The 22,282-nt window shown below is 68.3% G+C and carries 11 protein-coding genes and 1 pseudogene; 6 read left to right on the top strand and 6 right to left on the bottom strand.

The features are described 5' to 3' along the window. The first annotated feature begins 108 nt into the window (after positions 1-108). Positions 109-1,740: a DUF2207 family protein gene (locus tag ACFK0J_RS02510; protein WP_378736179.1), complete on the top strand. Its 1,632-nt coding sequence runs from the start codon at positions 109-111 to the stop codon at positions 1,738-1,740. Between the two features lie 179 nt (positions 1,741-1,919). Here the strand turns inward: ACFK0J_RS02510 and ACFK0J_RS02515 are convergent, their stop codons facing one another. The 6 genes from ACFK0J_RS02515 to ACFK0J_RS02540 form a co-directional block, all read right to left on the bottom strand. Beyond that, a complete protein-coding gene (locus tag ACFK0J_RS02515; protein WP_378736181.1) occupies positions 1,920-3,209 on the bottom strand; it encodes an ROK family protein in 1,290 nt (429 codons plus the stop codon). A gap of 371 nt (positions 3,210-3,580) precedes the next feature. After that, complete coding sequence (locus ACFK0J_RS02520) at positions 3,581-4,288, bottom strand: hypothetical protein (protein ID WP_378736183.1); 708 nt, start codon at positions 4,286-4,288, stop codon at positions 3,581-3,583. A gap of 129 nt (positions 4,289-4,417) precedes the next feature. Beyond that, positions 4,418-5,047 carry a TetR/AcrR family transcriptional regulator gene (locus ACFK0J_RS02525; RefSeq protein ID WP_378736185.1) on the bottom strand — a complete coding sequence of 210 codons (630 nt, stop codon included), beginning with the start codon at positions 5,045-5,047 and terminating at the stop codon, positions 4,418-4,420. A gap of 44 nt (positions 5,048-5,091) precedes the next feature. After that, positions 5,092-7,377 (bottom strand): MMPL family transporter, encoded by a 2,286-nt coding sequence (locus tag ACFK0J_RS02530; protein WP_378736187.1) that lies wholly within the window; start codon positions 7,375-7,377, stop codon positions 5,092-5,094. An 87-nt stretch (positions 7,378-7,464) separates the two neighbouring features. Next, positions 7,465-8,763 carry an ammonium transporter gene (locus tag ACFK0J_RS02535; RefSeq protein ID WP_378736189.1) on the bottom strand — a complete coding sequence of 433 codons (1,299 nt, stop codon included), beginning with the start codon at positions 8,761-8,763 and terminating at the stop codon, positions 7,465-7,467. Positions 8,764-8,944: 181 nt separating this feature from the next. Beyond that, positions 8,945-9,772 (bottom strand): hypothetical protein, encoded by an 828-nt coding sequence (locus ACFK0J_RS02540; RefSeq protein WP_378736191.1) that lies wholly within the window; start codon positions 9,770-9,772, stop codon positions 8,945-8,947. Positions 9,773-10,259: 487 nt separating this feature from the next. On the opposite strand from ACFK0J_RS02540, the pseudogene ACFK0J_RS02545 reads away from it, so the two are divergent. The 5 genes and pseudogenes from ACFK0J_RS02545 to ACFK0J_RS02565 form a co-directional block, all read left to right on the top strand. Then, positions 10,260-12,002, top strand: a pseudogene (locus tag ACFK0J_RS02545) (DNA polymerase III subunit gamma and tau); the annotation flags it as partial. A 1,720-nt stretch (positions 12,003-13,722) separates the two neighbouring features. Next, complete coding sequence (locus ACFK0J_RS02550) at positions 13,723-14,937, top strand: acetyl-CoA C-acetyltransferase (protein ID WP_218472822.1); 1,215 nt, start codon at positions 13,723-13,725, stop codon at positions 14,935-14,937. 61 nt (positions 14,938-14,998) lie between these two features. Next, positions 14,999-17,134, top strand: a complete 2,136-nt coding sequence (locus ACFK0J_RS02555) for a 3-hydroxyacyl-CoA dehydrogenase NAD-binding domain-containing protein (RefSeq protein WP_378742570.1) — start codon at positions 14,999-15,001, stop codon at positions 17,132-17,134. Positions 17,135-17,254: 120 nt separating this feature from the next. Beyond that, complete coding sequence (locus ACFK0J_RS02560; RefSeq protein WP_378736193.1) at positions 17,255-18,361, top strand: esterase-like activity of phytase family protein; 1,107 nt, start codon at positions 17,255-17,257, stop codon at positions 18,359-18,361. Between the two features lie 347 nt (positions 18,362-18,708). Then, positions 18,709-22,269 (top strand): protein kinase, encoded by a 3,561-nt coding sequence (locus ACFK0J_RS02565; protein ID WP_378736195.1) that lies wholly within the window; start codon positions 18,709-18,711, stop codon positions 22,267-22,269. Positions 22,270-22,282: the final 13 nt, after the last annotated feature.

Genomic DNA, 22,282 nt, shown 5'->3' on the forward strand with positions numbered 1-22,282 from the left:
ACCGGTCCGTATCCGTACGGTGGTTGTGTCACGCCCCCGTACCCCCTCGCTTCAATGATCGCCGACAGCCGATGACGCAGAATAGCAAGCTGTCTAAAGTAGGCAGCCATGCTGACTTTTCGGGGGGGCGCCGTAGGCGCGCTGCTGCTCGCCACCGCGGGATTGCTCGCGACCGCCCCGATCGCCCACCCCCAGCCCGCACCGAGCGGCGTGGCCATCACCGCCGATCTGAAGCTGAGTCGCGAGGGTGTGCTCGAGGTCGTCGAACAGGTTGCGGTGCCGGCCGACGGCACGTTCCGGATGTCACTGCCGTTGCGGCTGCAGGTGGGTGACGACGCAGAGCGTTTCTTCAAGGTCACCGATGTCGATACCAAGGGCGCGGGCACCGCGACGGTGGCGAACGATCAATTCACCATCGAGGCGAAGCCAGGCGAGTCGACGTTCACCTATTCGGTGCACAACCTGGTCAGCGACGCACCGGGCAGCCAGGTGTTCAACTGGCTCGGCGTGATGGGCGCCGACATCGCGTCGATCAGCGCCACCTTGATCAGCCCGAGCTTCGAAATGGGCATCGTGGACTGCAAACTCGGCCCACCCGGCAACACCAGGCCGTGCGCGGACGTGAAGACCGAGGTCGACGGCGTGCTCTATCTGGAGCAGACCGATCTGCGCAAGGGTGACGCCATCGACCTCACCTTGCAACTGCCGCCGGGCAGTGTGCCGAGCAATGCCGATATTCGTGACGGCAGCGATTCCGGTCCGTTCGCGGTCACCACGCCAGTGCTCATCGCCTTCGGCGTTTTGCTGCTCGCGCTCGCCGGTCTGGTCGCCTTCGTGCTGCGCGCACGCCGCCAGAATGCCGCTGCCGGAACCGGATCGGAGACGATCGACCCGCTGGTGCGGGACGGCGAGCGAGTCCAGTTCACCTCGCCGGACGGCGTGCTGCCCGGCGAGGCAGGCCTGCTGCTCGACGGATATGTGGACCCGGTCGACATCGCCGCCACGGTGGTGGATCTCGCCGTGCGCCGGTACCTCTGGGTGACGCCGATCGGCGATACCGACTGGCGGATCACCCGGGTCAATGCCCCAGACGACCAGCTACGTGACTATGAGAAGGCCGTTTATCAGGCGCTGCTGCCCGACGGCACCGACGCGGTCACCATCACCGAACTGCGCGCGCCGGGACGGGTGCAGTCCGGGCCGGTGCGGACCGCGCTGGTTGCCGACGCGGTCGCCCGCGGCACTTTCCACAATCGTCGCCGTCCCGGTCTGGCGATCTGGCTGGGTGGCGCATTGATCGTCGCCGGTATCGCCGCGACGATCGCACTCGCCCTCACCTCGGGTCACGCGCTGGTCGGCGTCGCCATCGCACTCGCGGGTGTCGCCACCGTGCTGCTGCCGAAGTATCTGCCCGTCCGGACCACCCACGGTCTCGCCTTGGCCGGGCAGCTGCGCGCCCTCCAGCGCGGCCTGGAATCAGTACGGCGCGAACAGGTTCCGCCGCTGGACCAGGAGACCGTGTTCTCCCGCGCGCTGCCGTTCATGGTGATCGGCGGCCGTGCCGACAACTGGATCCGTGCCTTCCGCGACCTCAACCCGTCCGCCGATGCCCAACCAGGGCTCTACTGGTTCGGTGGCTTCGACCGGGACCGCAACCTGCAACGGTTCGCAGCCCACTTCCCGTTCTTCATCACCGCGCTGGAAGGACTCTTCGCCACCGCGGGCGACCCTCACCGCTAGACCGCGTCGCCGACCTGGCCCGTGCGCGCTCACCCCGCTATAGCCGCACACCACCCGACCCACCGCACCCGAATCGCATGCGATTCGGTATCCGGCACGTCGGGTGGTGTACGCGTGTCCACCGAGCCGCTGCGCCTCCGTGGGCGTTGGCGGCGGATTTCTCCTGCTCGAGGTAGCGGTCAGTCGGCGAGGGCGGTGCGGCGGATCGCGGCGAGCGGGTCCGCGTAGAGCACGCTCAGCGAGGTGACCACGGCGGCGAATTCCTGGACCTTGCCGCCGAATCCGCTGATCCGGATGTCGGTGGGTGGCAGGGTGGAACCCTGGGCGAAGGCGCGAGCCACATGGGTGACGGCGGGGCGGTAGCCGGTGAAGGCTTGGCCGCCGAGGATCACCCGGTCGGGGTTGAGCATGTCGCGCACCATGGCCACGGTGTGGCCGAGGATGGTGGCGCGTTCGGCGAGCAGTTCGCGCGCCGGTTCCGAGCCCGCCTCGGCCGCGCGGTACAGGTCGGCGATCGTCGAGCCCGCGGTTCCGTTGTGCGCGGGGATGATTCCGCGTCCGACCGCCCGCGAGTGCAGCGAACGGTCGCCGACGGTCACCTCGAGGCACCCGCGCCTGCCGCAGGCGCATTCGACAGCCGAGCCGGTCGGCAAGTGCGCGATGGAGCCGGGTCCGTTGCTCGGCGTGTGCACGCGACCGTCCAAAGTCACTGCCACACCGGCGGTTTCGCGGACATAGAAGTACAGGCTGCTGCCGCGTTCCGGTCCGGCGACGCGTCCGCTGGCCGCGTCCCGCGATTCGATGGTGGGCAGCAACAACTCCGAGGCCGCCATCGCCTCGACATGCGGTGCCACCGACACGGGCAGCTCGAGCACCTCGCCGAGGACGGCACCGATCTGGGCGCCGTGCCAGTCCAGCTTGGGATGGTCGACCACGCCGGTGAGCGGATCGACTCGGCCACCGATGGCGACGCCCGCCCAGAGCGGCTTGCGCCGATGCCATCGCTGCAGGAACGCCTTGGCGCTGCGCGCGACGGTGGTGGTGGCGAATTCCTGACCGGTCAGCGGCGTGGCAATGGCCAGTCCGCCGAGGATGCGGCCGCGCAGGTCGGCCGCCACGATCTTGGTGACCGCGGCCCCGATGTGGATGCCGAGGGTCAGGTACGCCTCGTGGTCGATCTCGAAGGGCACCCGGGGTCGTCCGACCGCACCCGACGCCGTCAGGTCGGGCCGTTCGCGAAGCAGCCCGGCATTGAGCAGCGCGGACACCTGGCGGTTGACCGTGGCGATACTCAAACCCGTTGTGCGCGCGGCATTGTCGCGCGAGACCGGGCCACCCGTCGCGGCGCGGAGGACCGCGGCCGCCGGGTTGTCGGCGATGCGCAGTTCCGGGGCGACCACGGGACGCTGGACGCGGACGCGACCGCCCGCGACCCTGGCGACGGATCGTTCAAGGGTAGGGAGGGACATATGTGAGGTTCCTTGCCGTGGTCCCGCGATCGGCGGGACGTGCCTACAGGGGCGACTAGGCAGCAAACGCGCCGAAAGGGCCGTTCAGCTGCGGCAAGGGCGACTACACAGTTCGCGGGTCAACGGCAGCCGAAGGCCGAGCGCGGCGGTCACATAGGTGACCCGCAGAGCGTTCGATCGACTGGCAGACATGGTATGAAATTAACACCGTCAGCCACGACGCACCAAGCCTCGAGCCACCGCTGTGTTCTCGCACACACCGTCTTCCCGGCTCGGTCCATCCGTCGAGCGCAGGTGCGGCGGCCGCGAACGCAAAACCCCACCCAGCGAGCAGAGTGCTGGGCGGGGCTTTTCGCAGTCGGGACTGTGGACTACTTGGCTGGCGGCACGAACGGCTGGTTGATCGTGGTGAAGTACTGAATCGCCGCGCCGATCGCGACTGGAGCGGTGACGAAGATCTGGCCCGCGATGGTGCCGAGGGCACCGATGGCGGCCGCGCCCCCGAGGCAGCCCGCGATGATGCCGCCGACGAACGGGCCGAACAGGCCGACGATGGTGCCACCGACGACCAGCCCGCCGAGCGCGCCACCCAGGACGCAGCCGACAGCCGCGCCGCCGAGCCCGCCCACCAGGGTGCCGATGCTGGCGCCGAGGCTGATCGTGCTGGTCAGGCGGCTCCAGGCGGCCTGCTCACGGTCGTACTCCGACTTCCACGGCGCTTTGTCCTCGAACGGCAGGGCAATTGGCTTGTACACAGCCTTCGAGAGGTCGAATTGGGGGGTCAGGGTCGCGGTGCGGCCAGCGATGTCGGCCGCGATGGGGAATTCGAAGTCGTCGAGCCGGAACTTCAACGGGGTCGCCGCGACGACGGTGCCGTTGGCGGCCTTGATTTCGAAAGCGTCGTTTTCGACGACGAGCGAACCGGAGTCGATCGAGACGATGGACCGCTTGTCGGTGGCGTGCGCGGAAAAGTTGATCGGGCCTTCGGGCGGCTGCGGTGCGGCGGCGGAAGTGCCTGCGGCGACTCCGGTCGCCAGGGTCACCAGTGCCGCGACCACGGCAAGCTTCCTCATCCTCATCTACTGCGATCCCTCATCTAGATGGTGCTGTCGAGGCAAAGCATCGAGCAGTGGCCCGCGGAGAACGAGGGAAAAACGCAGGCAGATTCCAATACGCGACCGGCGAACGGTCCGTTTCGATGTGCGGTGTCAGAGTCGGCGACGCAGCTCGCTCAGCCAGTTCGCGGCCTCATCCGGCGCCGGGTCGCTGCCGATCATGTCCACGACAACGTGGCCGATGCACGCCGCGCGCAGCACGCGGTTCGCCGCCGCATCGGTATCGCCCCACGGGATATACGGTTTCGCGATCAACAACGATGCGATGCCGTGCGCGGCCGCCCAGAGGTCGAGCACGATCGGCAACGGGTCGCCCGGTGTCATCACGCCCGCGTCCATGCATTCCTGCACGGTCTGCGAAAAATGTTGGAACGCACCGCTACTCAGCACCTGATCCACCGCGCCGCCGACGATGGTCGGCGTGGTCGCCAAGCGATACTGCTCGGGATGCTCCCGAGCGAATCGGACGTAGGCGAGCCCCTGCTGTTGCAGCCGGGTGATCGGGGACGCGGCGGGATCCGTCGCGGCCCGCATCGCGGCGTCCAAGTCCTCGAATACTTGCGCGACAACGGCATCGATGAGCGCGTCCTTGTCGGCGAAGTGCCGGTAGATCGAGGGTGCGCTGACGCCGACCCGCTTGCTGATATCGCGGATCGACACCGCGTCGGCGTGACCGGTGCGGGCCAGCAATTCCCGTGCGGCATCGAGGATTTCGGTCCGCAACTGCGCTCCCGCGCCGCGGGCCGACCTGGATCGACCGGCACCGATCATTCGCGACCGGCCAATACGCGTTCGGTGCGAGCGGGATCGGCGTCGTGCTCACGCAGTCCGACCCGGGCATGCAGGCGGGCCAGCGGTTTCGGTGCCCACCAGTTCGCGGTGCCCATCAATTTCATCAGCGCCGGGGCGAGCATGGTGCGGATGAGGGTGGCATCGGCGAGCACGGTCAGGGTCAACCCGAGACCCATCAACTGGATGAACGACACCTTCGAGGTAACCATCGCGCCCATCACGATGGCCATGAGCAGGGCTGCGGCCGTGTAGATCCGGCCGGTCCGGGCGACACCGACGGCGAGTGCGTGCTCGTTGTCCGCCGCGGTGCGCACGATGACGCCGTCGACGACGCGGCCCGAGGCCAGCCATTCCTCACGGACGCGGGAGAGCAGGAAGACCTCGTAGTCCATCGACATGCCGAACGCGAGGCAGAACATCAGGATCGGCATCGTCGGCGTCATATATCCCACCGCGGTGAAGCCGAGCAGATCGGACAGATGGCCGTCCTGGAAGATCCAGACCATCGCCCCGAACGCTGCCGCTAGCGAAAGCGTGTTCAGCACAATAGCTTTCAATGGCAACAGCAGGCTGCCGGTGAACAGGAACAACACCACGAAGGTGGCGAGTGCGATCAGTGCGATGGCCAGCGGTAACCGGGCGCCGAGCGAATCGAGCGCATCGGAATTGACCGCTGCCGCCCCACCGAACAGCGTCGGCGCGGGGGCGGGCACCTCACGCAGGTCGAGCAATTGCGCCTTGCCCGCCGGGGAGAACGGGTCGACGCGGGTCGCGACATTCACGTATTCGCCGGTGCCATTGGCCATTCCGGGCGGCCCGGCGGCCATTCGCGCGCCCTTGATGTAGATCCCGGCGCTGGACAGTACGGCCGAAACCCCGTCCACCCGGGACAGTTCCGTAGCGTACTCGCCGATCGGCCCCGGCCCGCCGTGATATCCGTCCAGCACGACGGTGGTGTTGTTGCCCGCGTTGGCGGCGGGGAATTCGGCGCGCAGCACGTCACCGACCTGGCGGCTGGCGGCGGTCGTCGGCAGCACGCGGTCGTCCGGGTAGCCGAATTTCACCGAGAGGAACGGCGACCCGAGCGCCAGGAACAGGGCAACGAGCAGCACCGCCACCGGCACCGAATGCCGCATTACCCAGGTCACCGTCCGGTACCACCAGCTCCGCTCCGGCACCAGCGGTGCCATCGGGTCCGGAGCGGGGCGGCCGAGCATGCGCCGCAACGGAATTCGGATGTCGAGCGCATTCACCCGATGCCCGAGCAGGGTGAGCGCGGCGGGCAGGATCACGATGGCCGCCGCCGCGGCCGCGGCGACCACCGCGACACCGGCGTAGGCGAACGACCGCAGGAAGTAGATGTCGAAGATGCTCAACACGGACAGCGAAAGTGCCACGGTCAGCGCGGAATACAGCACCGTCCGGCCTGCGGTCTGCACGGCGCGAATGGTGGCGGGGATCGGATCGAGGCCGTTGGCGAGCTCTTCGCGGTACCGGCTGACGATGAACAGGCTGTAGTCGACCGCCAGCGCGAGACCCATCGCCGTCGTCATGTTCAGCGCGTAGATGGAGACGTCGGTGATCAGCGTGAACAATCGCAGGATGGCCAGGGTGGTGAGGATCGCGAAGATGCCGACGGCCAGCGGCAGCGCGGCGGCGACCAGACTGCCGAACACCAGGATTAGCACGATGAGCGAGATGGGAATCGCGACGCCCTCCGCGAGGGCCAGGTCGTGGGTGATCTGTTTGTTCACATCGTGGAATACGGCGGCCAGGCCGCTCTGCCGGACGGTGACGCCGTCCTTGGTTCCGGTGAGCTGTTCGGTGAGCTCGCCCGCCGTCTCCTGGGCTTTGGTCTCGTCGCCGGTGAGGTAGGCGAGGACGAGCGCGTCCTTGCCGTTGGTGCTGCGCAGGGCGGACCCGATGGCGGGTGGCGCGGTCCAATAGGACTGCACACCCTTGATGTCGGCGCGGGCGCGCAGCTTGTCCACCAAGTCGAGTCCGACGGCGCGGGTGGCCGGTGCGTCGGCGCCCGCGGCCGAGCTGACCAGCAGCACATAGTTCGGTGCGGCACCATCGAAATTGTCCGCGAGCAACCGCGAGACCTGCGACGATTCGGCGTCGGGCGAGGTGAATCCCGCGGACTTCAGATGGGACGCCGCCGTGGCGCCGAACACTCCACAGAGGATCGCCAGTGCGGCCGCGGCGAGCAGGATCGCGCGCGGGTATCGGGTGGCAATCTGGGCGATCCGGACCAGCATGCGCGGCTCCCTCGCTCGGCGCAGTAAGTTAACGCCGTTAGCGTAACGTTGTTAACGCTATGCCGATAGGAGGGAGCCTCGGCCCACTCAGTGATCCCGGTCACTCCCGCCGTGGCCGAAATGCCCCTCACCGAACCGTCGAGGGGAGTGGCCGTGCACCCCTTCCGCATAGGCGGTCTCGGCATGCAGTGCGAAGTCGATGCCTGCCGTCTCGTCTTCCTGGCTCACCCGGAAGCCGACGGTCCGGTCGATCAACTTGCCGAGCAGGAACGTCACCCCGAACGCGTACGCCGCGACGACGAGCACGCCGACCAGCTGCTTGCCGAGCTGGGCGAGCCCGCCGCCGAAAAACAGTCCCTCGACGCCGCCGGTCATCACCTGGGTGGCGAGCAGGCCGATCAGCACCGTGCCGACGATGCCGCCGACGAAGTGCACGCCGACCACGTCGAGCGAATCGTCATAGCCCGCTTTGAATTTCCAGCCGACCGCGAACGAACACACCACCCCGGCCGCGAGTCCGACGATCAACGCGCCGAAGGTGTTCACCGACCCGCAGGACGGGGTGATCGCGACCAGGCCGGCCACCACGCCGGACGCCGCACCGAAGGTGGTCGGCCGCCCGTCGCGGAGCTGCTCGACCGCCAGCCAGCCCAGCATGCCGAGGCAGCCCGCGGCCAGCGTGTTCAGGAATACCGCCGCCGCAACACCATTCGCGGCCAGCGCCGAGCCGGCATTGAAGCCGAACCAGCCGAACCACAGCAGGCCCGCACCGAGCAACACGAAAGGCAGATTGTGTGGTCGCATCGCGTCGGTTTTGAAGCCGATGCGTGGGCCGAGCACCAGGGCGAGCGCTAGTGCCGAAGCGCCGGAGGCGATTTCGACGACCAGGCCACCCGCGTAGTCCAGCACGCCGAACGAGGCCAGCCAGCCGTCCGGACCCCACACCCAGTGCGCGATCGGCGAGTACACCGCCAGCGCCCACACCGGCACGAAGATCATCCATGCGGTGAATTTCGCGCGATCCGCGATCGCCCCGCTGACCAGTGCCGCGGTCAGGACGGCGAAGGTCAGCTGGAAGGTGGCGAACAGCAGCTCCGGCACCGCGCCGCGCACGCTGCTCGGATCGATGCCGGCCATGGCGAAATGGTCGAGGTTGCCGATCAGGCCGCCGCCGGCGTCGTCGCTGAAGGCCAGGCTGTAGCCGACCAGCAGCCAGGCGACGGTCACCAGCGGGATCGCGATGAAGTTCATCATCAGCATGTTGAGCACGCCGGTCGAGCGCACCATCCCGCCGTAGAACAGCGCGAGCGCCGGGGTCATCAGCAGCACCATGGCTGTGCTGATGAGCAGCCAGGCGGTGGCCGCGGGATCCAGGGGTGTGGACACGGGGGTAACTCCTTCCACGCGGGATGCGTCGCAAGGAAATTACCGAACCCTCCTTGTCGCATTTGCGCTGGTACACGAGTTGGGCGCGGGTTCGGACATGGGATGATTGCCGAAGTTGTGGGTGCGACGGTCTGGCGCCGCCCCCCTGGGCGGGCAGCAGACCGGTCGGACTCGCGAGTGCCTACGAGACGCGAGACTTGCGCGCGATCGCGCGTTGGCCACGTTTGCCCGGCACCGGGAGGTCGTCCTGCAACGCGACCCATTCGGCAGTCGTCAGCCACAGTTCTTGGGCGCGCGCGTCGGCGGTGTTGTGGAAGATGCGGCGGCCCCGGTCGTCGCGCAAGTCCTGCGCGGCGGTGGACCAGCGCGGCGGGCGGCCGTGCTCGGCCAGATAGTCCGCGAGATAGGCCGCGACAGCGGTGCCGATCGTGTTGACCGGGCGCAGCGAGACCCGATTGCCGTATTGATCGGAGTGGAAACGCCTTCCGGCGCACAGGGATCTGGCATTGGCATTGGAGGCGATCCAGCCTGCGCGCTGGGCGCGCTCGATCAGCCAGAGGTGTTTCACCGACGCGGGGGCGATGTCGCCGATGCGGGTGCGGATCAGCGACATGACCTCTTCGGAGGACAGCACGTCGCGGCGGGTCGGCCCGATGCCGTGTGCGGTCCAGTGGGCGTACGCCAAGGTGGCGAGGGCGCGGCCGAAGTCGTCGATGCTGCGCTGGGCGCGGCGGCCGAGGCGCTCGATGCGTTCGGCCTCGCGGCGCATCTCGTTCTGCGCGGTGAGGGTGCGGATCGCCGCCATGGTGGGGACCTGGCCGCGTTCGAGGAGTTCCAGGATGGCGGCGGAGGTGGCGGGATCGGCCGCGGCGGCCACCGGGAGCGAATCGCGTTTGATCGCGAAGTCCCGCGGGCTGATCGCGCGGCTCAGCAGGTCGACAGCGGAGCGGTCGCCGGCGAAGTCGGTGCTGGACAGCAACGCGGCGGCGATGTCATCAGGCGACGGCACGGTGAGAAGTTCCTCCGATGGAAGTGGAACTCGGTTGCGCTGTGCGGGAACGTGCGCGGTGCGGGAACTGCGCGGCGACTTTTTGGTTGTGCCCCGGTCGGGATGAGGGACCGGCCGGGGCAACCAACCTGATGAAGGTTTGGCTACCGAAGTTGCCGATTGCCACGGTAGCCAGCCGATTGCGTCGGTGTCACCCTCGTTGACGCTTTCGTTATCTCCACAAATCTGCGGTAAATCGGGGCGTGAGTACATATTTTCCGGTCTACATGGGGGAATTGGGCGGTAGTTTCCCGCATTCGACCGGTCCCGCGTCAGCGATAGCTCGCGCGTTGCCGCTGTTCTTGTCGCTCAGCGGGCGTTAAGAAGGCCGGTGGAATCTTGTGATTTGGATCACATTCCTGGTGGCGCCGCTGCAGGGGTTCCGCCGCGCCGGGCCCGGCGAGGAGCGGGAATGTTCTTTGTCGGTGCACGCCGGTAACCTCTGGCCGTGGCTCTGTACCGGAAGTACCGACCGGCAACGTTCGCTGAGGTAGTGGGTCAGGAGCACGTCACCGACCCACTGAGCATCGCCCTCGACACCGGCCGGGTCAGTCATGCCTACCTGTTCTCCGGCCCGCGTGGTTGCGGCAAGACCTCGTCGGCGCGCATCCTCGCGCGCTCGCTGAACTGCGTGCAGGGCCCGACTTCGACGCCGTGCGGCGGGTGCCCCTCCTGCATCGCGCTCGGACCGGGTGGGCCGGGCAACCTCGACGTGATCGAACTCGACGCCGCGAGCCACGGCGGCGTCGACGACACCCGCGAACTACGCGACCGCGCCTTCTACGCCCCCGCGGAATCCCGGTATCGGGTGTTCATCGTCGACGAGGCGCACATGGTCACCACGGCGGGTTTCAACGCGCTGCTGAAGATCGTCGAAGAGCCGCCAGCCCACCTGATCTTCATCTTCGCCACCACCGAGCCGGACAAAGTGCTGCCGACCATCCGCTCGCGCACCCACCACTACCCGTTCCGGTTGCTGCCGCCCAACACCATGCGAGGACTGCTCGGCAAGATCTGTGAACAAGAGCGGGTCGCCGTCGAAGAAGCGGTGTACCCCTTGGTGATTCGCGCGGGTGGTGGTTCGCCGCGGGACAGCCTCAGCGTGCTCGACCAGCTGCTTGCCGGGGCGGGTCCCGAGGGTGTCACCTACTCCAGGGCGGTCTCGCTGCTCGGTGTCACCGATGTCGCGCTGATCGACGACGCGATCGGGGCACTGGCCGACAATGACGGTGCCGAACTGTTCGGCACCGTCGACCGGGTGATGGAGGCGGGGCACGATCCGCGCCGCTTCGCCATCGACCTGCTGGAGCGGTTGCGCGACCTGATCCTGATGCGCGCCGTCCCCGACGCAGTGGACCGCGGCTTGGTCTCCGGTCCCGGCGACGTGCTCGATCGGATGCGCGAACAAGCCGGGCGCCTCGGCCCGGCCACCTTGGCTCGCTATGCCGAGCTGCTGCACGAGGCGCTCGGTGAAATGCGCGGCGCCACGTCACCACGGCTGCTGCTGGAGGTCGTCTGCGCCCGCATGCTGTTGCCGTCGGTATCCGACGCCGAATCCGCCACATTGCAGCGGTTGGAACGACTCGAACGCGGATTCGCCAGCGGCACAATCGCTGCCGCGCCCGCTACTGTGGGTTCGGTGCCTGCCGCGGCCGCACCACCCAGGCCTGCCGCCGGTGGAACGTCTGCCGAATCGACCCGCCGACGCGGTGCGGAGGCGCTGGCCGCCATCCGCCGCGAGACCTCGGGCTCGGGCGATGCCGCCGTGTCCGGCACCGGTGCGAGCGCCGTGCCGGGAGCTCGCGGGGGAACTTCCGGATCGGGTGCGGCTCCGGGCGACGCCTCGGCGGGCCGCGGTCAGGGCCAGGCCGGGGGTGCCGGATCGGTGAATGCTCCAGCGGCCGACAGCACCGCACCCGCCGCACGCGGTTCTGCGGACGCCGCCGGAGCCGGGTCACCGGGCAACACCACGGGTCGCGTTGATGTAGGCGCGGATGCGGATGTGGCGGCAGCTGGGACCGCCGCGTCGGTCGTCGGTTCGGGTGCCGCTGTCGACCGTTCTACTTCGGCCGCCGGATCTGTGGGTTCCGCGCTGCCGCCCGAGTCGGCATCGTCCGGTCCCGCCGCGGGCCAGGGTCCGGCAGATTCGGCCGACCAGGATTCGACGACGGCCGTGCCGGAACCCGAAGCAACGCACCAGGTTCCCGCAGCCGCAGTTGCCGAGCAGGTGTCCGACTCCTCGGGGCAGGCCGCCGCGCCCGGGTCGAGTACCGCCGGACAAGCCGCCGCACCGCAACCGTCACCTACTGCCGCACCGACTGCTGCCTCCGCCGAGCAGTCCGCAGCGCCGCAAGCATCAGCTACCGCGGCATCGACTGCCGCTGGCGCAGGGCAGGCGACCGCACCGCAACCATCGTCGGCCGCGTCGCCTGCTGGCCCCGCCGGGCAAGCCGTCGCACCACAATCGTCTTCCGCCCAGACGGGCCCGGCCGCGCAAGGCGGCCCAGCTGCTCAGTCGGGTTCGGCCGCCCAGCCAAGCTCGGCCGCCCGTCCAAGTCCGGCCGCGCAAGCTGGCCCGGCCGCCCAGTCAGGTCCAGCCGCCCAGTCAAGATCGGTCGCTCAGCCAGGTCCCACCGCCCAGTCGGGCACGGCCGCCCAGTCGGGCACGGCCGCCCAGTCGGGCACGGCCGCCCAGTCGGGCACGGCCGCCCAGTCGAGCCCGGCCGCGCACGCTGGCGCGAACGCCCAGCCTGACGCGGCTGCCGAGCCGCAGCAGGCGGCAACTTCGGCCGCGCCGAACGCGGATTTGCTGCGTGAGGTCGAGGCCGCGTGGGCGGACATCCGCGCCAAGGTGCGTGAGTTCGGTGCCGCCGTGCAGGCGATGCTCGCCGGTGCTTCGGTGGCGCGGATCGAGGGCGATGTCATCGTGTTCGCGCATCAGCACGCGCCATTGGCGCAGCGGCTGTCCGATCCGCGCAACCTGGATGCCGTGCGCTCGGCGGTCCGTGCGGTGCTCGGGCGGGACCACGACGTGCGCTGGGAAGCCGGGGGCGCCGCGCAACGGCCCGCGGCCACACCTCGGACCGGCGGGCAGGGCAAACCCCAGCGCGGCGCCGGGCAATCGGCGGGGCGTGAATCCGGCAACGCGGCCGGGCGCGGCACCGATGCGCCCGCCGCTCCGCGTTTCTCGCGGCCGAGCCAGGCCAAGAACGCCGCGGCGGATAGGGCCGCCGGTGCGAACAAGCCGCGCTCGTTCGGCGGCGATGACGACATTCCCCCGCCCGACTTTCCCGACCTACCGGATGATCCCGGCCCTTTTGATTCGGCGCCGCCCGAGTCGGCGCAGCCCCCGGTCGGCAATGAGCCAGGTAGCAACGGCGGCTGGGCTGCCGACGGAGTGGTACCGCCCGCCACGGCCGAGGACGAAGAGGAGATGATCCGGGCCGCGGCGGTCCCGGTGGCGCCGGAAGATCGGCGCGACCCCGACGAGGTCGCCCTCGAATTGCTGAAGAGTGAGCTCGGGGCCACACAGCTGAATGGTTGACAACCACCGCCGCCAAGACGTTAAGTTAACCGGAGTTCGCACACCACGGTAGTATGAACGGGTGGCCGTGAGCTCCGGTACGACGAGGTTCTATGGTAAGCCCAGGCGTATGGGCGATCGGAACCTGCGTCCGCCGTCGCATGCCGCGTTTTGTACAGCGTATGCACGGCGAGCGTCAGGGCCGAAGGAGGAAGCTTGCGTAACCACGTAGGCCCAGCGAGTTGTGCAAATTCAATACGGCACGGTCGGTCGCAGGACCGGTCGGCGAGGTTACCCGCAGCTACCCCGCATCGCGCGGAGTAGCCGCACAGAGCGCTCGGACGGACGACGTCCGGCCGCCGCACCTTTAAGGAAGGAACACTCCGATATGACCACAGAGGCCTACATTTACGAGGCCATCCGCACTCCGCGCGGCCGCGGCAAGAAGAACGGCTCGCTGCATTCGGTCAAGCCGATCGACTTGACTGTTGGTCTGATCCAGGAGCTGCGCGGCCGCTTTCCGAACCTCGACGAAGACCGGATCTCGGATCTGATCCTCGGTGTCGTCAGCCCCGTGGGCGACCAGGGTATGGACATCGCCCGCACCGCGGTGACCGTGGCGGGCCTGCCCGACACCGTCGGCGGCTTCCAGCTCAACCGGTTCTGTGCCTCCGGCCTCGAGGCCGTCAACCTGGCCGCACAGAAGGTGCGCTCCGGCTTCGACGACCTGGTGATCGCCGGTGGCGTCGAGTCCATGTCGCGCGTGGCGATGGGCTCCGACGGCGGCGCGTGGGCACTGGACCCCGCCACCAACTACGACACCTACTTTGTCCCGCAGGGTGTTTCGGCCGACCTGATCGCCACCATCGAGGGCTTCAGCCGCGACGATGTCGACGCCTACGCGGTGCGCTCGCAGGAACTGGCCGCCAAGGCCACCACCGGCGGCTACTTCGCCAAGTCGCTCGTCCCGGTCAAGGACCAGAACGGCATCGTCGTGCTGGACAAGGACGAGCACATGCGTCCGGGCACCACCGCCGAGGACCTGGCCAAGCTCAACCCGTCGTTCGCCGTGATCGGTGAGATGGGTGGCTTCGACGCCGTCGCGCTGCAGAAGTTCTACTTCGTCGAGAAGATCAACCACGTGCACCACGGCGGCAACAGCTCCGGCATCGTCGACGGTGCCGCGCTGGTGCTCGTCGGCACCGAAGAGGCGGGCAAGGCCTCGGGCCTGACCCCGCGTGCGCGCGTCGTCGCGACCGCGACCAGCGGCGCCGACTCGACCATCATGCTGACCGGCCCCACCCCGGCCGCCAAGAAGGCGCTGGCCAAGGCGGGCCTGACCATCGAAGACATGGATCTGGTCGAGATCAACGAGGCGTTCGCCTCCGTGGTGCTGAAGTTCCAGAAGGACCTCAACGTCCCGGACGAGAAGCTGAACGTCAACGGTGGCGCGATCGCCATGGGTCACCCACTGGGCGCCACCGGCGCGATGATCACCGGCACCATGGTCGACGAGCTGGAGCGCCGCAACGGCCGCTACGCGCTGATCACCCTGTGCATCGGCGGCGGCATGGGCGTTGCCACCATCATCGAGCGCGTCTAATCCCAACCGACAGCTGAGAATTCAAGGGAGACACATAGCTGTGACCAGCACCGAAACCAACATGATCGGTTGGGAGCAGGATTCGGACGGCATCGTCGTACTGACGATGGACGACCCGAACCAGGGCGCCAACACGATGAACGAGCTGTACAAGACGTCGATGACCGCGACCGTCGAGCGGCTCGAGGCGGAGAAGGACACCATCACCGGTGTTGTCGTCACCTCCGCGAAGAAGACCTTCTTCGCCGGCGGCGACCTGAAGAACATGATGAAGGTCGGCCCGGAAGACGGCCAGGCCCTGATGGACGAGCTGGCCACCATCAAGGGTGCGCTGCGTCGTCTGGAGACCCTCGGCAAGCCGGTCGTCGCCGCCATCAACGGCGCCGCGCTCGGCGGTGGCCTGGAGATCGCGCTGGCCTGTCATTACCGGATCGCGGCCGACGTGCCCGGTTCGCAGATCGGCCTGCCCGAGGTCACCCTCGGCCTGCTGCCCGCGGGCGGCGGTGTCATCCGCACCGTGCGCATGCTGGGCCTGCAGAACGCCCTGATGCAGGTGCTGCTGCAGGGTCAGCGCAACAAGCCGGCCAAGGCCAAGGAGATCGGCCTGGTCGACGAGCTGGTCGGCTCGATCGACGAGCTGGTCCCGGCCGCCAAGGCGTGGATCAAGGCCAACCCGGACAAGGGCGTGCAGCCCTGGGATGTCAAGGGCTTCAAGATCCCCGGCGGCACCCCGTCCAGCCCGGCCTTCGCGGCCAACCTGCCCGCCTTCCCGGCCAACCTGCGCAAGCAGCTCAAGGGCGCGAACATGCCGGCCCCGCGGGCGATCATGGCCGCCGCGGTCGAGGGCTCGCAGGTCGACATCGACAATGCCTCGCTCATCGAGTCGCGCTACTTCGTGCACCTGCTCACCGGCCCGGTCGCGAAGAACATGATCCAGGCGTTCTTCTTCGACCTGCAGGCCATCAACAACGGTGGCTCGCGGCCGAACGATGTGCCGAAGAAGGAGATCAAGAAGATCGGCGTGCTCGGCGCGGGCATGATGGGCGCGGGCATCGCCTACGTCTCCGCCAAGGCCGGCTACGACGTCGTGCTCAAGGACGTCACCATCGAGGCGGCCGAGCGCGGCAAGAACTACTCCGAGAAGATCGAGGCCAAGGCGCTGTCCCGGGGCAAGACCACCGAGGAGAAGTCCAAGGCGCTGCTCGATCGGATCAAGCCGTCCGCCGACGCCAAGGACTTCGACGGCGTCGACTTCGTGATCGAGGCCGTCTTCGAGAACACCGAGCTCAAGCACAAGGTGTTCCAGGAGATCGAGGACATCGTCACCCCGGACGCGCTGCTCGGCTCGAACACCTCCACCCTGCCGATCACCGGTCTCGCGGCCGGGGTGAAGCGCCAGGAAGACTTCATCGGCATCCACTTCTTCTCGCCGGTCGACAAGATGCCGCTGGTGGAGATCATCAAGGGTGAGAAGACCTCGCCCGAGGCGCTGGCCAGGGTGTTCGACTACACCCTCGCGATCAAGAAGACCCCGATCGTGGTCAACGACAGCCGTGGTTTCTTCACCTCGCGGGTGATCGGCACCTTCGTCAACGAGGCGATCGCCATGCTCACCGAGGGCATCGAGCCCGCGACCATCGAGCAGGCCGGTCTGCAGGCGGGCTACCCGGCCGCGCCGCTGCAGCTGTCGGATGAGCTGAACATGAAGCTCATGCAGAAGATCGCCAAGGAGACCATCGAGGCCGCCGAGCAGGGCGACACCACGATGGGCAAGAAGCGCCACCCGGCGCAGGACGTCATCGACTACATGGTCGCGGAGGGTCGTCCGGGTCGCCTGGAGAAGGCGGGCTTCTACGAGTACGACGAGAACGGCAAGCGCACCGGTCTGTGGCCGGGCCTGCGTGAGCACTTCAAGACCACGGCGGGCTTCACCGTGCCGCTGCAGGATCTGATCGACCGCATGCTGTTCGCGGAGGCGATCGAGACCCAGAAGTGCTTCGACGAGGGCGTGCTGGAGACCACCGCCGACGCCAACATCGGCTCGATCTTCGGCATCGGTTTCCCGGCCTGGACCGGTGGTGTGCACCAGTTCATCGTCGGTTACCCGGGTGGGCAGGCCGCGTTCGTCGAGCGCGCCGACTACCTCGCCAAGACCTACGGCGATCGCTTCGAGGTTCCCGCCTCGCTGCGCAAGTAGTCATCAACGGCAAAGCCCGCCACCGTGTTTCGCGGTGGCGGGCTTTCGCCGTTTCCAGAGGCGTCGGTACGGCCGATTCGGGTGCTGTTCACCTACCGGTACCGCACTGTGGATAACGTGATGCGCGTGCATGGACTGGCAAGACGTGGGCGAACACTGTTGGTCGCGAGCATCGCGGTGGCGTTCGGGGTGGCACCGGCGGCGAGTGCCGAGCCCGGGTCCGCGGTTCGATTGCTCGGCGAGCAGGTCGTGCCGTACAACGTGGATTACCAGGGCACGACGGTGGGCGGCCTGTCCGGGATCGACTTCGATTCGCGCACCGGCGATTACGTGCTGATCAGTGACGACCGCTCGGAGCGCGATCCCGCACGGTTCTATACCGCCCGCTTTCCGGTGGGCGAAAACGGCGTGGGCCCAGCGGAATTCACCGGAACTCACCCGCTGCTGACCGCCGATGGTTCCGCTTACGGCCCGAAGTCGGTGGATCCGGAGGAGATTCGGGTCGACCCGTGGACCGGTGACTACTACTGGACCCAGGAGGGTGAGCGCACCGACTCGGTGCTCACCGATCCGTCGGTCCGGGTCAGCCGTCCCGACGGTACTTTCGCGGGCGAGCTGCCGATCCCGGACAACGAACGGATGCGGCCGGATTCCGGCCCGCGGCAGAACATGGCGCTGGAAGGAGCGACGTTCGCCGCTGGTGGTTCGCTGTACGTGACGTCGATGGAAGGGCCGCTGCTGCAGGACGGCCCGCTGGCGACCACGACCTCAGGCGCGACCGCACGGCTCACCGTGCGGGCGCGGTCCGGCCCACTGCTCGCGCAGTACGCGTACCCGATGGACCCGGTCTTCGCCGAGTCCCGCCCGCAGCCCGGCCTCGGGATGAACGGCATCGCCTCGATCCTCGCCGCCGACCCACTCGACCCGACGAAGTTCCTCGTCCTGGAACGCTCCTTCGTCGTCGGTACGGGCAACAAGATCCGGATCTACCAGGCCGACCTCGGCGCCGCGACCAACGTGCTCGATGCCCCGCTCGGTAACGCCCGCCCGGTCACCAAGCGGCTGCTGGTCGACCTCGCCGACGTCGGCCTGCCGCACATCGACAATGTCGAGGGCATGACCTGGGGTCCTCGCCTGTCCTCCGGTGAGCGCACCCTGGTCCTGGTGAGCGACAACAATTTCGCCGATACCCAGATCACCCAGTTCATCGCCCTCGCCGTCCGCTAGGTTCGGCGCACGCGCGAGCGGTGCGCACGCGCACCCTGCTACGGCCCGGACACCGCGCTCCTCGCGACACCGGTCCGCCGGGACGGTCGCTGGCAAATCGCGGCCTTCCGCAACGCCAGGGGTCAGAATGTGATGGAGCGGATCTCGGGCCCGAGCGGCCACAACCATGCGGAGGTCGATGTGGAAATCATCCTGTTTCGAAACTCCGCCCACCGGGTGCCCAGCCGCGCTACGTTGGAGTATGCGCAGACATATCGGACATCGCGCGGGGTTCAGGTGATGTCCGTGCGTCGGCGCGCTTGTTGGTTGCCGCTTGCGCCGATTCGATGTGAGTTCGAGGTGGTCACATGAATCCACGGACGCGTTCGGGCAAGGTCGGTCCCGAGCCGTCTCCGGCCGACTCGGACACCCAGCGCCATCCGCTCATCGGGATCGCCGACGAGCTGGAGGCGATGGGGCTGTCGGAGGCGAAGGAGATAGGCCGAGGCGGCTTCGGGGTGGTCTATCGCTGCGTCCAGCGAACGTTGGATCGAGTCGTCGCGGTGAAGGTGCTCTCCTCGGAAATCGAGCTGGAAAGCCGTGAGCGCTTCCTGCGCGAGGAACAAGCCATGGGCAGGCTGTCCGGGCACCCGAATATCGTCGATATCCTGCAGGTCGATGTCACCCTGAGCGGGCTGCCGTTCATCGTGATGCCGTATTGCACGCGGGGCTCGCTGGAACAGGTGATCCGCGATCAGGGGCCGCTCACCTGGTCGGATTCGCTGCGCGCCGGGGTGAAGCTCGCGGGCGCGATCGAGAGCGCGCACCGGGCCCAGATCCTGCACCGGGACGTGAAACCGGCGAACGTGCTGCTCAGCGGCTACGGCGAGCCACAGCTGACCGACTTCGGCATCGCCAGAATCCCCGGCGGTTTCCAGACCTCCAGCAGCATGATCACCGGTTCGCCCGCTTTCACCGCGCCGGAGGTACTCAAGGGCGAGGAGCCGACCATCCGCTCGGATGTCTACGGCCTCGGCGCGACGCTGTTCGCGCTGCTCACCGGGCACGCGGCGTTCGAGCGGCAGGCGGGGGAGAAGGTGGTCGCGCAGTTCCTGCGGATCACCACTCAGCCGGTGCCCGACCTGCGCGAGCACGACATCCCGCCGGACGTGGCCGACGCGATCCAGCGCGCCATGGCCACCGACCCCGAAGACCGCCCGCCGTCGGCCTACGATTTCGGCCAACTGCTGCGCAACGTGCAACGTGACCACGGCCAGATGCCCGACGAGATGGCGCTGCTGGAAACCGTCTCCGCGCCCGAACCGATCGAGCATCCCGCCGATTCGGCGTCGACTCGGTCCCGCCCCGCGGTGACGGCCCGGCGCAGCTGGCCGCTGACGCTGCGGCCCGCGGTGTCCCAGCACACCGGCGCGGGTGGATCGGCGACCTTGCCGCCGACCGCGGCGACCAAGTTCCGGCCGCCGACCCCGGCTCGCGAACCGGTGCCGCGCCCGCGCCTGCTGGACATCCTGCGCGCGGGCGGCCGACGCAGGCTCGCCGTGATCCACGCGCCCGCCGGTTTCGGCAAGAGCACCGTGGCCGCCCAGTGGCGGGCCGACCTGACCGAGCGCGGCATCCCCGTCGCCTGGATCGGCGTGGATCACGATGACGACAACGAGATCTGGTTTCTCGCCCACCTCATCCAGGCGATCCGCCGGGTCCGTCCGGACGTGGGCACCGGCTTGGATCAGGTGCTCGAGGAAAGACCCGCCGACGCCGCCGCTTTCGTGATCTCGACGCTCATCGACGAGATTCATTCCAGCGGCAGCACGCTGGTGGTGGTCGTGGACGATTGGCACCGGGTCACCGACGCGGGGGCGCACCGGGCGATGGACGCGTTGCTGGACAACGGATGTCACCATCTGCGCTTCGTGGTGACGAGCCGGGAACAGTCCGGCCTGCCGACCAGCCGGATGCGGGTGCACGACGAGCTGGTCGAGATCGGTTCGGCCGCGCTGCGCCTGACCACCGAGGAGACCAGGGAGATCCTGGTGCAGCGGCACGGTTTCCCGCTCACCGACACTCAGCTGGAGCAGATCCACGCCGCCACCGACGGCTGGCCCGCCGCCATCCAGCTGGTCAGCCTTTCGCTGCGGGGCAATGCCGATCCGGCCCAGCTGATCGCCAATCTGTCCGAGGGAAACCACGGGATCCGCGAGTACCTCGCCGAAAACGTGCTGGCCACCTTGGAACCCAGGATGCTCGAATTTCTGACGTCGATCGCGGTGACCGAGCGGGTGTGCGGTTCGCTGGCCGCGGCACTGTCGGAGGACGAGGACGCCGAACAACTGCTGGAACAAGCCGAGCAGCGCGAGTTGTTCGTCCGGCGGATCGAGCACGACCCGGAGTGGTTCCGGATCCAGCCGCTGTTCGCCGAGCATCTGCGCGCCCGGTTGGAACGTGCCCAGCCCGGCCGGTTGAAGTCGTTGCACCGCAAGGCGGCGCGCTGGTACGCCGAACACCAGTTGCTGCGCAAGTCGGTCGACCACGCGCTGGCGGCCACCGATTTCAAGATGGCGCTGGACCTGCTGGAGACCGGCGGCATGGACCTGATCGACCGGTCCCGGTTGGCGACGCTGCTCGGCACTGTATCGAAACTGCCGATGCAGCAGGTGGCTTCGCGGTCGAAGCTGTTGATGGCGGTGGCGCGGGCCAATGTGAATCTGCAGCAGTCCGGTGCGGCGCGCACGGCGCTCGGCAGGCTGTCGAACATTCTCGCGCGCGGTTCGTCGACCGATGAGGATGTGAACCAGCAGCGCTGCCAGGCCGCCGTGCTGGGCGCAGCCGATCAGATCGCCCGCGACCACACCGAGGGCGTGCTGGACCGGATCGCGGATTGCCTGAAGAAGCCGGACGAGCTGCCCGCCTGGACCGTGTCCACCGCGGCGAATCTGACCTCGTTCGTGCGGCTGTGCGAGTTCGACTTCGACGGCGCCCGCGAGATCCAGGACTGGGCGGCGGAATACCATGCGCGGTCGAAGGATCCGCTCGGCGAGGTCTTCGGGCTGTGTGGGCGAGGGGCCGCCGCCTACGAGCAACTCGACATCCGGACGGCGACGGAATGTTTCCAGCAGGCGTGGGAGGTCGCGAAGTCGCGGTCGGGTCCGCGCTCGCACGCGCTGCGGGTGGCCGCCGCCATGCTCGGCGAATTGAACTACCGCCGTGGTGATCTGGACGCCGCCGACCAGCTGCTCGACGAGAGCCATCAGCTGGCCGCCAGGGTCGGCCCGGTCGACTTTCTGATCTCGACGTTCGTCATCGGCGCCCGGGTCAAGGCGGTGCTCGGTGACCTGTTCACCGCCGCGACCCGGCTCGACGAGGGCGCCCGGATCGCGAACGACAAACGGCTGATCCGGCTGGCCGCGCACATTCGCGCCGAACGGCTGCGCCTCGGCTTGCCGCTGGACACCACCGACACCCAGTTCACCGGACCCGAATCGCCCTCCGCGCCGCTACACGCGGGCCATCGGATAACCGGTGCCGCGGTGCTCGCCGCGGAGGCCGAGGAGGTCGCCGCGATCCGCGCGCTGCTGGCCCAGGGTCGGCTCGGCTCGGACGATCGCGCCGTCCGCCGCGCCCGCGCACTGCACGGGCGAATGCTCGAAAAGCACCGCCCTCGAGCGCAATTGGACGCCGCGCTGCTGCTTGCCGAATGCCTCGCCGCATCCGGCTGGGTCGGCGAAGCGACCGGCCTGCTGCTGCCCGCGGCCGCCACTTGCGCCGAACTGGGTTGGACCAGACCATTGCTCGACGCGGGCCCCGGCGTCGTCTCCATCCTGCGCGTGCTGCGCGCCGAAATGCCCAGCGCCGCAGCCCATACCGGAGACATCGAACTGCCCGCCCTATTCCTGGACGAACTCCTGGGCTAGAGCGGGCAGTGGG

Origin of the sequence: Nocardia brasiliensis (assembly GCF_042691675.1) — a bacterium.
GTDB classification, from domain to species: domain Bacteria; phylum Actinomycetota; class Actinomycetes; order Mycobacteriales; family Mycobacteriaceae; genus Nocardia; species Nocardia brasiliensis_D.

Coding starts and splice junctions, on each gene's coding strand:
- ACFK0J_RS02510 (WP_378736179.1), top strand. CDS start 109: ATGCTGACTTTTCGGGGGGGCGCCGTAGGCGCGCTGCTGCTCGCCACC.
- ACFK0J_RS02515 (WP_378736181.1), bottom strand. CDS start 3,209: ATGTCCCTCCCTACCCTTGAACGATCCGTCGCCAGGGTCGCGGGCGGT.
- ACFK0J_RS02520 (WP_378736183.1), bottom strand. CDS start 4,288: ATGAGGATGAGGAAGCTTGCCGTGGTCGCGGCACTGGTGACCCTGGCG.
- ACFK0J_RS02530 (WP_378736187.1), bottom strand. CDS start 7,377: ATGCTGGTCCGGATCGCCCAGATTGCCACCCGATACCCGCGCGCGATC.
- ACFK0J_RS02550 (WP_218472822.1), top strand. CDS start 13,723: ATGACCACAGAGGCCTACATTTACGAGGCCATCCGCACTCCGCGCGGC.
- ACFK0J_RS02555 (WP_378742570.1), top strand. CDS start 14,999: ATGATCGGTTGGGAGCAGGATTCGGACGGCATCGTCGTACTGACGATG.
- ACFK0J_RS02560 (WP_378736193.1), top strand. CDS start 17,255: ATGCGCGTGCATGGACTGGCAAGACGTGGGCGAACACTGTTGGTCGCG.
- ACFK0J_RS02565 (WP_378736195.1), top strand. CDS start 18,709: ATGAATCCACGGACGCGTTCGGGCAAGGTCGGTCCCGAGCCGTCTCCG.